Genomic DNA, 11,957 nt, shown 5'->3' on the forward strand with positions numbered 1-11,957 from the left:
ACGTCGAAGGTGTTGCCGCAGCCCGTGCAATCGATGCCGCGCTGCGGGTCCGCGGGGTCGTGCTTGTAGTAGCTCGCGTTGTCGACACCCCGGAACGACAGCGTCGGACCGTCGGGGCCCGCCTCGCAGGTGTGGTTGTAGACGACGTCGAGAAAGACCTCGATCCCGGCGGCGTTCAGTTCCCGGATCGCCGCCTTGAGGCCGCCGATCCCGCCGTGGCCGAGATAGCGCGGGTCGGGCGCGAAATAGCCCAGCGGCGAGTAGCCCCAGTAGTTCACCAGCCCCTTGTCAACGAGGAAGCGGTCGTCGGCGAAGGCCTGGATCGGCAGGAGTTCGAGGGCGGTGACGCCGAGCTTCCACAGGTGCTCGATGATCGCCGGATGGGCGAGCGCCTCGTAGGTGCCGCGCTCGGCCTCGGGAATCGCCGGGTGGGTCATGGTCAGACCCCGGACATGCGCCTCGTAGATCACGGTGTCGTGGAGCGGCCGACGCACCGGCTTCAGGGCGAGGTTGGGCACCTCCGGCGCCGTGACGACGGCCTTCGGCATGTAGGCCGCGCTGTCGCGCCGGTCGATCCGGTCGTCGCGGGCAACTCCGCGGCGGTGGCCGTAGAGCGCGTCGTGCCAGCGGATGCGCCCGGCGATCTCCCGGGCGTAGGGGTCGAGCACGAGCTTCGAGGCGTTGAAGCGGTGGCCGCGCTCCGGGGCCCAGGGCCCGTGCACCCGGTAGCCGTAGAGCTGTCCCGGGAGCACGCCGCGGAGATAGCCGTGCCAGACGTCGTCGGTGCGGGCGGGCAGCCGGATCCGGTGGATCTCATGGCGCTCGCCCGGCTCGAACAGGCAGAGATCGACGGCCGTCGCGTGCTCCGAGAACAGGGCGAAATTGACGCCGCGCCCGTCGAAATGCGCGCCGAGCGGAGCCGGCACGCCGTCATCGACGCCGATCATGCGGGAGTCCGTCCAGATAGTTCGAGAAGGCGACCGGAATTACTCGGCGGCCTCGGCCGCGGTCGGCGGCTCGCGCTCGACCGTGCGGAAATGCTCGAGCTCGGTCAAGAAGTTGCGCGCCCACCAGTCCACGTCCTCGCGGGTCATCCGCTCGGCCATCGGCTTCCAGCGCTCAAGGCGCTCGCCGCGCGACATGTAGAGCGCGGTGCGGATCGCCTCAGCCACCTCGAAGCGGTCGTAAGGGTTGACCAGGAGCGCTTCCGGCAATTGGCGTGCCGCGCCCGCGAACTTCGACAGAACGAGGACACCCGGATCCTCCTCGCTCTGCGCCACGACATATTCCTTGGCCACGAGGTTCATGCCGTCGCGCATCGGCGTGACGAGGCCGACGCGGGCCGCACGGTAGAGGCCGGCGAGCACGGGGCGCGGATAGGCCTTGGTCACGTACTGGATCGGGGTCCAGGCGGGGTCGCCGAGCGAGCCGTTGATCTCGCCGACCGTCTCGTTCACCTCCCGGGCGAGCTGCTCGTATTCGGGCACCTCGCTGCGGGATTTCGGCGTGATCTGGATGTAGGTGACGTTGCCGCGCTGGTCGGGGTTCGAGGCGAGGAAGCTCGAGACCGCCTCCATGCGCTCGGGCACGCCCTTAGAGTAGTCGAGCCGGTCGACGCCGATGATGAGCTTGCGGGTGCGCAGGCCCGCCATGGTCTCGCGCACGACCTTGTTGGAGGAGGCCTTCTCGGCGGCGTCCTTGAAGCCCTCGACGTCGATGCCGATCGGGAAGCTGCGGATGCGCGTGCGGCGCCCGTCCACCATCAGCGAACCGCCGCCGAGGGGGATCGCTCGCAGGCTGTCGATCAGGTTTCGCGACAGGTTCTGGACGTCCGGGTCGGTCTGCAGGCCGATCAGGTCGTAGTCGGCGATGGCGCGGAGCAGGTCGCCGCTCGCCGGCAGCGAGTTGAACACGTCGGCGGCCGGCCACGGGATGTGGTGGAAGTAGCCGATCGGGTTCGCGAGACCGAGGCCGCGCAGCTCCGAGGCCAGCGGCAGCAGGTGATAGTCGTGCACCCAGATGATGTCGTCGGGCTCGACCAGCTTGGCCAGCGCGCGCGCGAAGGTGCGGTTGACGCGGCTGTAGCCCGCGTAGTCCGAGCGCGAGAAGGCGCCGAGCCCGAGCCGGTAATGCATGATCGGCCAGAGCGCCCGATTGGCGAATCCGGCGTAATATTCCTTGTGGTCCTGCGGCGAGAGGTCGACCACGGCATACTGGACGCGGCCGCGGTCGATCAGCGTCGGCTCCTCGGAGGGCGTCTCGCTGATCGTGCCGCTCCAGCCGAACCAGAGGCCCTCGTAGGAGGAGAACGCTTCCTTCACCGCGACGGCGAGGCCGCCCGCGGCCACCGCCTTGCCGCCTTCCTCGGGCACCGCCACGCGGTTCGATACGATGACGAGGCGTGCCACGCAGTCGGCTCCCGTTCCCTCAAAGCGGGCGGGCGCGAGAGACGCAGCGTCCGCCGTACATCTGCTAGCCAGAACGCGCGGAAGCGAGGCGCGATCCGTCGATGCGCTGAACCAAGCGCGGAACCGCCCGCCGGGTCAAGGCCCAGGCCGATCCCTGTCCCGACGATTCACCATGCGTGCCGGCCTCCGCGCGCCGCCCCACGCGCCGTACGGAGCCGCCCGCGCCCGCGGCGTCCGAGCCGAGCTTTGCCGTTGCGCGCAGGCTTCCGGAACCGTGTGGGGCCGAGGTGGTTACTCAGCCGAGTTCAGCAACGCCCTGCGTGAGGAGTGACCGATGGCCGCGAGCGAGTTCCCACAACCGGCCCCGGGCGACGCCTCGGGCGCCCAAGCTTCCGCCTCTCACGAATCGGCCGGCGCGCGGCAGCAGGCGGACTGGCGCGGCCTGAAGGGCGACGTCGAGGGCCTGGCGGACGTCGCCGCCCAGCAGGGGCGCGGTCTCCTCGACGCCGTGCGCGTCCAGGCGCAGGGCTACGTCGAGCAGCGCAAGAACGATGCGGCGGGTCAGGTCCACGACCTCGCCCGCACCATCCGCTCGTCGTCCAAGGATTTCGACGACAAGCCCAACATCAAGGCCTTCTTCGACAGCGCCGCGGACGGGTTGGAGCAGCTCGGCACCTCGATCGAGAGCCGCAGCTTCGGCGACTTCTACGCCGAGGCCGAGTCCTTCGCCCGCCGCGCGCCGGTCGCGGTGGCGGTCGGCACGTTCGTGGCGGGCCTCCTCGCCGCCCGGTTCATCAAGTCGTCGAGCCTGCCGCCCGAGGGCGACGCCCGCGACGGTTTCCGGGGCTAGAGCCATGGCGCAGGGCTCCGCACCCCCCCCACCGAACGGGCCGAGCATCCAGGGTCTCCTCGGCGAGGCCCTGCGCGAGACGAACGATCTCGCCCGCAAGGAGATCGCGCTGTTCCGCGCCGAGATGGCGTCGAACCTGCGTTCGCTGATCATCGGGCTCGCCTGCATGGCGGCCTCGGCCGTCTTCGCGGTGGTGGCGCTGATCGTGCTGATCGGCGCCTTCGTGAAGTGGCTCGCCACGATCGTGGGCTCCGAGTGGCTCTCGGCGCTGATCGTGGGCGGCGTCCTTCTCGTCGTCGCGGTCGGGCTCGCCCTCTGGGCGCGCAGCGCGCTCTCGCTGTCGACGCTCGCGCCGACCCGTACCACCCGTCAGGTCCGCCAGGACGCCCGTGCATTGTCGGAGCGCGTATCCGGATGAGTGGCATGAATGAATTGGAGCGTGACATCGAGGAGAGCCGCGCGCGGCTCGACCAGACGATCGACCGCATCCAGGGCCGCCTCAACGCGTCGAGCCTCGTGGACGAGATGCTCGGGAGCGCCCGGCGCACGCCGCTGAACAGCGTCTACGACGGGGCGCTGGAGGCGGTGCGGCGCAACCCCGTCCCCGTCCTGCTGATCGCGGCGGGCGTGGGCTGGCTGATGCACCGCATGTCCCAGGAGGCCACCCGCCGCCGGACCGAGGTGCAGGCCGAGCGCGTGCCCGTTCTCAACACCGGCGCGGCGCGGGCCTACGACCCGGACCGCCCGACGACCAAGCCCACGGCGGTGCCCGCCAACGACATCGTCGACACCACGCACGTCTGAGCCCCGCACCGCACGCGGCGGAAGCCCCGCCGTCGCGAGAGTTCGAAGGAGTTTCCCATGAGTGAAGGTGCTGGACAGAAGAGCGGCTCCGTCGAGAAGACGCTGCACGACGCGCCCGCGCGCAGCGCCGGCGAGGCGGCCCAGCTCGATCCCCACGCCCGCGCGGCCGATCATACCCTGAAGCCGGATCCCCAAGGGACGCACGACCCTCTCGGGCGCGTCGATCACGATCCGCACGGTCGGTCCGCCGACCATTCGCTGCGGGCCGACCCGACCGGCGCGCATGATCCCCTGCCTCGCGCCGGCCTCGACCCGCATGGCCGAACGGCGGATTTCTCGAACACCAACACGCAGGGCAGCAGCTCCGGCGGGGGCGAGAACCTGCGCGACAAGGTCGAGGGCGTCGGTGCCCAGGCCCGCGAGCAGGCCGGGGCGATCCAGGACCGGATCGGCCAGGCGGCCGACGAGGCCGGCAGCCGCATCCGCTCGGCCTACGGCGACGCCCGCTCCTACCTTTCGGAGGCCGGCGAGGGCCATCTGCGCCGGATCGACGACCTGACCGACCGCGGCCGCGAAGGCCTGCAGCGCGGGCGCAACGCGGTGGAGGATTTCGTGGGCGAGAACCCGCTCCTCGTCGGCGTGGTCGGTCTCGCGGCGGGCCTGCTCCTCGGCGCGCTGCTCCCGCGGACCCGGCAGGAGGACCGCAACCTCGGCCCCTACGCCGACGAGGTGCGCGACCAGGGTCTGCGCTACGCCCGGGAGTTCACCAACCGCGGGCGGGAATTCGTGCAGACCGCCCTCGACCCGGACAACGTGAACGCGGCGGCCCGCAAGGCCGCCGGTCAGGACGACGCGCAGAGCCGTACGCCGGACGACCCGGTGCGCCACACGCTCTGAGCGCGCTGAAACTCTCACGTCCGAACAGGGCGGCGCCGCGCGCCGCCCTGTTCGTTTGTGCTTGGGGACGGTGATTCGCCTGTGCCGCATGCGTCGAATCCGGCACGCCCGCGTTGTCCCCGCATGCCCAAGCCCCCTCCTAAGCCCGCTCCCAATTCCGATCCCGGCGAGACGCCCCGCCTCGGCTTCTGCTGCAAGTTCATTCCCGACGCGCCGCCCGGCACACACGCGACCCAGAAGGCCGCCAAGGAAGCCGCGCTCGCCATGAACCTGACCAGCGCGACGATGGCCTACCTGACGAAGCTCGAACCCGTCGCGCGGGCGGCGAAGCTCTCGGGAATCGTCACCCACAATCTGACGGCGCTTCAGCGCCAGATCGACTGGGTCGGCGCCCGCCCGCCCCTCGAGCGCCTGCTGCGCATCGCCAGCAACGTGCTGCCGGGCTACACCCACCCGATCGCCGAGCCGCTCTACGCGGATCCGACCTTCGCGCGGGCGATCGAAACGGAACTCGCGCGGATCGGCGAGCGCGCACGGGCGCTCGGGGTCCGCCTCAGCTTCCATCCGGGCCCGTTCTGCCTGCTGGCGAGCCGCAACCCGGCCGCCATTGCCAACGGGCTCGGCGAGTTGGAGTACCATGCCCGGATCTTCGAGATGATGGGCTACGGCTCCGGCTGGCATCCCCACGGCGCGCACATCAACATCCATGTCGGCGCGCGGGACCCGGGCCTCGCCGGCTTCCGCGAGACGCTGCCGCGGGCGAGCGAGACCGCCCGCAACCTCCTGACGATCGAGAACGACGATTTCGGCTTCAGCACCGACGAGCTCCTGGAACTCGCCGACGTGGTACCGCTCGTGCTCGACCTGCACCATCACTGGGTCCTCAGCGGCGGCGAGTACCTGGAGCCGGACGATCCGCGCATTGCCCGCATCCAGGAATCCTGGCGCGGGGTGCGGCCGATCGCGCATATCAGCGTCTCGCGCGAGGACATGCTGCCCGCGCACGATCCGGACGTGCTGCCGGATTTCGCGGCCCTGCGGGCGGCCGGCGTGCCGGTGCGGGAGCTCGCCGCCCATTCCGACATGATGTGGAACCGGGCCGTCAACGCCCTGGTGGCCCGCCACCTCGTCTGGGCGGATTTCGAGGTCGAGGCGAAATCCAAGAACCTCGCCTCGGTGGGGCTTGCCGATCAGGTCCGGGCCGGCCTCGGGGCCACCGGCACCCTGCGCGGGCTGATCGCGGCCGAATGAATCTCGACGGCCCGTCTGCCAGAGGCTAGGCAACCGGCATGAAAACCGCCGATTGCGACATCCTCATCGTGCCGGGCCTCCGGGGATCGGAGGAGGAGCACTGGCAGGCCCGCTGGGCGAGCCGGCTCCCGACCGCCCGCCTCGTGCAGCAGGACGACTGGCACAACCCCGAGCCCGGCCCCTGGCGCGCCCGCATCGTCGAGGCGGTCGCCGCCGCGACCCGGCCGGTGGTCCTCATCGCCCACAGCCTCGGCGTGGTCGCCTGCGTCGAGGCGGCGCCGGACTTCCAGCCAGGCGTCGTGCGCGGTGCCGTCTTCGTGGCGCTCCCCGACGTCGAGAACGCCCCGAACCTACCCGACAGCGTGCGCGCCTTCGCGCCGTTGCCGCGCGAGCCTCTCCCCTTCCCGTCGCTGGTGGTGGCGAGCCGCACCGACCCGCACTGTGACTACGCCCGGGCCGAGGACTTCGCCTACGCCTGGGGCGCCGCGATCGTGGATGCGGGCGATTCCGGCCACATCAACGTCGCCAGCGGTCACGGGCCCTGGCCCGAAGGGCTGATGCGCTTCGCCGGCTTCATGAAGACGCTCTGACCCGCGAGCGCGGCCGTTAAGGCTTCGTTTACCCTGCGGGGGTCTGGATGGTCCGGAAAGCCGGGCCAGCCCGCCCGCGGGAGATGGATGTGACGCGCAGAGAGCTTCTGGAACGCCTCGATACGGCCATCGCCGCGCTCGGGCCGCGGGCCCCCACGAACTTCAACAGCTCGCTCTTCGGCGACGCCGCCCTCCTCAAGCGGATCGAGGCCTTCGAGGCGCAGATCAACGTCCCCGAGAAGCCGAAGGTCGCCGACTACACCGGCAACATGTTCTCGCGCATTGCCAACCGCCGGGCGGCCGGCGCGAAGTAAGGATTCCAGGGCTCTGCCCTGGACCCGCCAAAGGTCGTAGACCTTTGGGATCCAAGACCATCCGTGTCCTAACTGGGCGCGTCGGGATCGGGCTGGGCGGCCTTGAGGAGTTCGCCCGCCACGTCGGTGAGCCTCGGCGGGGCCTCGCGGGTGAAGGGCAGCGGCCGGCAGACAGCCAGCGCCGCCAGCCCGAAGCGGGCGGTCATCAGCCCGTTCAGCACGCCCTCGCCGAGCTTGGCCGAGATGCGCGCGGCGACACCCAGCCCCAGCACCTGCTGCAGCATGCTCTCGCCCACCGCCATGCCGCCCGTCACCGTGAGATGGGCGACGGCCGCGCGGGCGAGCCGGATGAAGCCGAGGAAGCCCGGGCGCCCGCCGTAGATCGCCGCGATCCGGCGCAGCAGCCGCACCGCGGCGAAGACCACGAAGGCCACGTCCACGATCGCCCGCGGGCTCAGTGCGGTCACCGCCGAGACCTGCTTGGCCGCGGTCGCGATGGCGTTGCGAGCCTGCCGGTCGAGGGGGCTCAGCAGCTCGTGCTCGGCGATGCCGATGCGGTCGTCCACGTCGAGGATCGCGTCGCCCAAGGTCGCGAGCCGCTCGCGACCGGGCGCCAGCGCCGCGCGATCGGCGTAGAAGGCCGATAGGTCGCGCACCACGCCCTGCGCCGCCGTGTGGTCCCGCGTCGCCAGGGCGTCGATCGCCGCTTGGCGCAGATGCTCGATCTTCCGCTCGCGCCAGAGGCCGGAGAGCTCCCGCGCGACGATCGCCAGCAGCGCCAGCAGCGCGAGGCCGAGCAGCGCCAGCGCCACCCAGCCGAGCCAGGGGGCGGTCGCGAACAGGTCCGCGATCAGCCGCTCGACCGAGAGCCCGACCGCGATCGCCACGAGGCCGCTCACCGAGGAGAGCAGCAGCGCTCCCCAGGGCGAGCGGCTTTTGGCCGCGACGGGCACGGGCGTGCCGTCGGCCGCGTCCACGATCTCGAACGGCTCCTCGACGATCCGGACCTGGGACGGTGCCACGGGTTCCGGCGCGATGCCTTCCGGCGCCGGCTGGTCGGAGGGGATGCGGAAGGCGCGCGGGCGCCGGGGGTTCGACATGGGCTCAGCTCCCCAGAATCATCACGCCAGCCGGTCTCCGATCAGGAACTGCATCGCCCGGTCGAGCCGGATCTGCGGCAGGTGTCCCGGGCGGCCGAGGGCGTCGGGCCGGACCAGCGGCGGGCGGAAGCGGGGAAAGCGCAGCGAGCCCGGCTCGACCGCGCCCTCCAGAACCGCCTCCGGCCGGGCCGGCAGCTCGCCGGGAAACACCGCGGCCTCGCTCGTCCCGTCGAAGACCTCGCCGTCCACCACCTCGCCCGCCTCCGGCACGCCCGCGACCGCGCGCAACGCCTCGGCGCCGTCGTGGACCGTGGTCTCGCGGGTGGCCCGCACGGAGGCGAGCGCCACGGTGCCGACCCGCGCGCCCGCGGCTTCCGTCCGGCGCATGGCCCGCGAGACCAGCAGGCGCAGCAGGGCGTCGAGCCGGTCGTGGCTGGTCTGGTGCAGGTGATCCGCCTTGGTGGCGGCGAACAGGATGCGGTCCGCCCGCGGCGCGAAGAGCCGCGAGAACAGGGTGTTGCGGCCGATGTTCAGGCTGAGCAGCACCGCGTCCAGCGCCTCCTCCAGCTCGGCGACCGCGGTCGGGCCGGCATCGACCGCCGCCAGCACGTCGACCAGCACGATCTGCCGGTCGACCCGCTGGAAATGGTCGCGGAAGAACGGGACCACCACCTTGGCCTTGTAGGCCTCGAAGCGCCGCTGCATCAGCCCGGCGAGGCTGTCCGGCGCGATCGTCTCGGGCAGGTTGTCGATCGGCGCGAAGGTGAGCGCGGGCGAGCCCGCGAGATCGCCCGGCATCAGGAAACGCCCCGGCGGCGTGGTGGCCACCGCCTCCGGCCCGTTGCGGAGAGCCGCCAGATACGCCTTAAACGCGTCGCTCGCCCGCTCGGCCAGCACCTCGTCGAGGGGCGCGTTCGGGTCGAGGGACGCCAGAAGCGCGAGCCAGGGCGCGGCGATCTCCGCGCGGCCGGCCCGGCGCGTGCCGTTGATCGTGGCGCGCGACCACGCCGTGTAGTCCTGCTCGAGGAGGGCGAGGTCGAGCAGCCACTCGCCCGGGTAATCGACCACGTCGAGCATCAGCGTGCCGGGGCCCGAGCGCCAGCCGCCCGCTCGCTCGTACTCGATGGCGAGGCGGAACTGGCTGATCCGGTCGGTCGAGCGCGGCCAGAGCCGCCGCTCCGTCAGCGCCGCGAAATGGTCCTCGAAGGGGAAGCGCGGCACATCGTCGTCGGGCTGGGGCACGAGGCGGGCGCGGCGGAGCCGCCCCTCCTGCGCGGGCGCGAAGGCCGGCAGAGCGTGGGTCTCGGTCAGGTGGTGGATCAGCGCGGTCGTGAACACCGTCTTGCCCGAGCGGGCCAGCCCGGTGACCCCGAGCCGCAGCGTCGGCTGGACCAGGAGATCGCCCGACGCCTCGGCGAAGGCCCGCATGGCGGATCCGGCACGGGCGGCGAGGTCGGTCAGGGGCACGGAGACTCTCGGGGCGGACGGACGGGACGGTAGACTTGGCCGCGCTGAGGTGGAGCGGCGCTCGGTTAGGCGCAAGGTCCGGGGGCACCAGCCCCGCTCAGTTCGCCGCCTGGGCGGTCGTGACCGGAGCGTTCGACAGACGGGCGATCGCCGCGCGCACCAACTCGGCGGAGGCGCGCATCGTGCCGAGCTCGACCTTCGACATGGCCAGCATGACGGGTTCGAGGTTCGGCCCCGGACGCCCGTCGGCATCGAAGAGTTTCAGGTCGTCGTTGGGCCCGAGCCCCACACTGCCGGCAATGGCGGCCGCGTAGTTGCCGATGCGCGCCGTGTCGCCGGAGCAGATCGGAGCGGGCACCCTGAGCTCGGAGAGGGCGAAGCCGGGTGCTAACAGCGGCAGGGTGGCGGATTCGGCGATGAGTTGGGTGGGCGGCGGCGTGCGCCGCTCCAGCAAAGCGCCCGGGTTGTCGGCGCCGCGGAGCGGGCTCGGAGACGGCTTCGCGACGGCAACCGCCTTCCCGGCGGAGCGCTCGGGCGTGAGCGCGACGCCGGCTACGATGTCCCGGACCGGCCCCGGGGCAAGGCCCGGCCGGCGCGCCGGATGGCCGGCCATGCGGGCGAGCGGCGACCAGGGCTGAACCCGCAGGGCCGGCCGAGCGGCCCCGCGGCTTGTCGCAGGCTGGCGCGCGACAGCCATCCGGCGCGGGGCGCCGCCGCGCAGGTGGCGGGCGAGGTAGCGGGCGCGCAGGGTCTGCCCCAGCCCGCGCGTCGTCAGGCCCGGCGCGGTCGCGGCGACCGCAACTGCCGCCGGCAGCGGGGCCGCCGGGGCGCGGGCCGCCACCGGCGCCGGCCCGCACTCGGCCGGGGCCCAGCGACGTACGATCGCCAGCGCGGTGCGGCGGTCATAGGTCCGGTAGTAGCGCCGCAGGAGGTTGGCGGCCGCGTCCGCCCCATCGGCGGCGCTGGCGAAGCCGGTATGCCCCTCGGCATCGCCGCCGATCTCGCCCGGCCAGCGGGCACGCTTGATGCACCAGTAATTGTTGAGCTTCACGCAGCGGGCGACGAAGGCAGGATCGCTCGCCGAGAGCCGCGCCACCAGGGCGAGCGAGGCCGGCAGCAGCGCCTCGCCCGTCTCGCTGCGCCAGTTCGTGACGGCCCGGGCGGCCACCTCGTAGCGCGGCGCCTCGACGGACGCCGGCAGCGGGGCCGCCACGCGGGCGACCAGTCGCTCGGCCCCGGCCTCGATCCGCGGCACAAGGGTCGTCAGGACCATGAGGGCGGTGAGCAGCACGGGCGGGCGGGATCTCGGCGGCGGGTGCCGGGGAAACGGCCGAGTTGCCGCAACGGTTCAGATGAGCGGGCCCCTATCCCCCGAGGCGCTTCAGCGCCGCCTCGTGCAGGCGCGGGTCGCCCGCCGCGACGATGCGGCCGCCCTCAGTCGCCGGGCCGCCGTCCCAGCTGGTGATCACACCGCCCGCGCCCTCGACGATCGGGATCAGCGCCACGATGTCGTAGGGCTTCAGCCCGGCCTCGACCACGAGGTCGATCTGGCCGGCGGCCAGCATGCAGTAGGCGTAGCAATCGGTGCCGTAGCGGACCATGCGAACCGCGTCCTGCACGCTGCGGAAACGCTCGGCCTCCTCGCCCTCGGCGAAGAGGCGCGGGTCGGTGGTGGCGAGAAGCGCCGCCGAAAGGTCGGCGCAGCGCCGGGCGCGCAGAATCCGCTCGCCCACCGCGCTCTTCATCTTGGCGCTGTGGCCGTCACCCGTGAAGCACTCCCCGAGGAAGGGCTGGTGCATCAGGCCTCGCACGGCCGTCTCACCCTTCTTCAGGCCGATCAGCGTGCCCCAGGTCGGCAAGCCGCTGATGAACGCGCGGGTGCCGTCGATCGGGTCGAGAACCCAGACGCACTCGGCGTCGAGCCGCTCCGAGCCGAACTCCTCCCCGAGGATCCCGTGCCCCGGGAAGGCGTCGCGGATCATCCGGCGCATCACCACCTCGGCGGCGCGGTCGGCCTCGGTGACGGGATCGAAGGGGGCGCCGCCCCGGGCCTTATCGTCCAGGCCGAACTGTGCCCGGAAGAAGGGCAGGATCGCCCGGCCCGAGGCATCGGCAAGGTCGTGCATGAACCGGCCGAGTTCGACGACGCTCATGGGCCTCTCCGCCTTACGGATCATCCGGCGGAAGATCCCGGATCGTCCGCTTACGCGGCCAGACGAAGCCGGCCCGCGCCGGCTCCGTCAAGCCCTGTTCACCCCGCTTAGGCCTCCGCCCGC

The 11,957-nt window shown here is 72.2% G+C and carries 12 protein-coding genes and 1 pseudogene; 7 read left to right on the top strand and 6 right to left on the bottom strand.

Annotated elements, in window-relative coordinates; all coding sequences use genetic code 11:
* Positions 1-947, bottom strand: a pseudogene (locus MFF54_RS16290) (glycogen debranching protein GlgX); the annotation flags it as partial.
* A gap of 39 nt (positions 948-986) precedes the next feature.
* Positions 987-2,408, bottom strand: a complete 1,422-nt coding sequence (locus MFF54_RS16295) for an alpha,alpha-trehalose-phosphate synthase (UDP-forming) (RefSeq protein ID WP_238303892.1) — start codon at positions 2,406-2,408, stop codon at positions 987-989.
* Positions 2,409-2,742: 334 nt separating this feature from the next.
* Here MFF54_RS16295 and MFF54_RS16300 point away from each other — a divergent pair, with 334 nt between their 5' ends.
* From MFF54_RS16300 to MFF54_RS16330, 7 genes are all read left to right on the top strand, one after another.
* Positions 2,743-3,258, top strand: coding sequence for a hypothetical protein (locus tag MFF54_RS16300; protein ID WP_238303893.1), 516 nt, complete (start codon positions 2,743-2,745; stop codon positions 3,256-3,258).
* Positions 3,259-3,262: 4 nt separating this feature from the next.
* The gene (locus MFF54_RS16305) at positions 3,263-3,676 is read left to right on the top strand and encodes a phage holin family protein (protein ID WP_238303894.1); all 414 of its coding nucleotides are present in this window, start codon (positions 3,263-3,265) and stop codon (positions 3,674-3,676) included.
* 5 nt (positions 3,677-3,681) lie between these two features.
* A complete protein-coding gene (locus tag MFF54_RS16310; RefSeq protein WP_238303928.1) occupies positions 3,682-4,062 on the top strand; it encodes a DUF3618 domain-containing protein in 381 nt (126 codons plus the stop codon).
* A 57-nt stretch (positions 4,063-4,119) separates the two neighbouring features.
* The gene (locus tag MFF54_RS16315) at positions 4,120-4,959 is read left to right on the top strand and encodes a hypothetical protein (RefSeq protein WP_238303895.1); all 840 of its coding nucleotides are present in this window, start codon (positions 4,120-4,122) and stop codon (positions 4,957-4,959) included.
* A 123-nt stretch (positions 4,960-5,082) separates the two neighbouring features.
* Complete coding sequence (locus MFF54_RS16320; RefSeq protein ID WP_238303896.1) at positions 5,083-6,210, top strand: apurinic/apyrimidinic endonuclease family protein; 1,128 nt, start codon at positions 5,083-5,085, stop codon at positions 6,208-6,210.
* 38 nt (positions 6,211-6,248) lie between these two features.
* The gene (locus tag MFF54_RS16325) at positions 6,249-6,800 is read left to right on the top strand and encodes an RBBP9/YdeN family alpha/beta hydrolase (protein WP_238303897.1); all 552 of its coding nucleotides are present in this window, start codon (positions 6,249-6,251) and stop codon (positions 6,798-6,800) included.
* Positions 6,801-6,883: 83 nt separating this feature from the next.
* Positions 6,884-7,114: a hypothetical protein gene (locus MFF54_RS16330; RefSeq protein WP_238303898.1), complete on the top strand. Its 231-nt coding sequence runs from the start codon at positions 6,884-6,886 to the stop codon at positions 7,112-7,114.
* 68 nt (positions 7,115-7,182) lie between these two features.
* Here MFF54_RS16330 and MFF54_RS16335 read toward each other — a convergent pair whose 3' ends face one another.
* From MFF54_RS16335 to hisN, 4 genes are all read right to left on the bottom strand, one after another.
* Positions 7,183-8,214, bottom strand: coding sequence for a YcjF family protein (locus MFF54_RS16335; RefSeq protein ID WP_238303899.1), 1,032 nt, complete (start codon positions 8,212-8,214; stop codon positions 7,183-7,185).
* A 21-nt stretch (positions 8,215-8,235) separates the two neighbouring features.
* Positions 8,236-9,642: a YcjX family GTP-binding protein gene (locus MFF54_RS16340; protein WP_238303929.1), complete on the bottom strand. Its 1,407-nt coding sequence runs from the start codon at positions 9,640-9,642 to the stop codon at positions 8,236-8,238.
* Positions 9,643-9,778: 136 nt separating this feature from the next.
* Positions 9,779-10,972: a hypothetical protein gene (locus MFF54_RS16345; protein ID WP_238303900.1), complete on the bottom strand. Its 1,194-nt coding sequence runs from the start codon at positions 10,970-10,972 to the stop codon at positions 9,779-9,781.
* Positions 10,973-11,045: 73 nt separating this feature from the next.
* Positions 11,046-11,834 carry a histidinol-phosphatase gene (gene hisN, locus MFF54_RS16350; RefSeq protein ID WP_238303901.1) on the bottom strand — a complete coding sequence of 263 codons (789 nt, stop codon included), beginning with the start codon at positions 11,832-11,834 and terminating at the stop codon, positions 11,046-11,048.
* Positions 11,835-11,957: the final 123 nt, after the last annotated feature.

The sequence above is a fragment of the Methylobacterium gregans genome (assembly GCF_022179245.1).
Lineage (GTDB): Bacteria > Pseudomonadota > Alphaproteobacteria > Rhizobiales > Beijerinckiaceae > Methylobacterium > Methylobacterium gregans.

Bases quoted from the DNA above. Each gene is read 5' to 3' on its own strand.
- MFF54_RS16300 (WP_238303893.1), top strand. From the start codon at position 2,743: ATGGCCGCGAGCGAGTTCCCACAACCGGCCCCGGGCGACGCCTCGGGC.
- MFF54_RS16305 (WP_238303894.1), top strand. From the start codon at position 3,263: ATGGCGCAGGGCTCCGCACCCCCCCCACCGAACGGGCCGAGCATCCAG.
- MFF54_RS16310 (WP_238303928.1), top strand. From the start codon at position 3,682: ATGAATGAATTGGAGCGTGACATCGAGGAGAGCCGCGCGCGGCTCGAC.
- MFF54_RS16315 (WP_238303895.1), top strand. From the start codon at position 4,120: ATGAGTGAAGGTGCTGGACAGAAGAGCGGCTCCGTCGAGAAGACGCTG.
- MFF54_RS16320 (WP_238303896.1), top strand. From the start codon at position 5,083: ATGCCCAAGCCCCCTCCTAAGCCCGCTCCCAATTCCGATCCCGGCGAG.
- MFF54_RS16325 (WP_238303897.1), top strand. From the start codon at position 6,249: ATGAAAACCGCCGATTGCGACATCCTCATCGTGCCGGGCCTCCGGGGA.
- MFF54_RS16330 (WP_238303898.1), top strand. From the start codon at position 6,884: ATGGATGTGACGCGCAGAGAGCTTCTGGAACGCCTCGATACGGCCATC.
- MFF54_RS16335 (WP_238303899.1), bottom strand. From the start codon at position 8,214: ATGTCGAACCCCCGGCGCCCGCGCGCCTTCCGCATCCCCTCCGACCAG.
- MFF54_RS16340 (WP_238303929.1), bottom strand. From the start codon at position 9,642: ATGCGGGCCTTCGCCGAGGCGTCGGGCGATCTCCTGGTCCAGCCGACG.
- hisN (WP_238303901.1), bottom strand. From the start codon at position 11,834: ATGAGCGTCGTCGAACTCGGCCGGTTCATGCACGACCTTGCCGATGCC.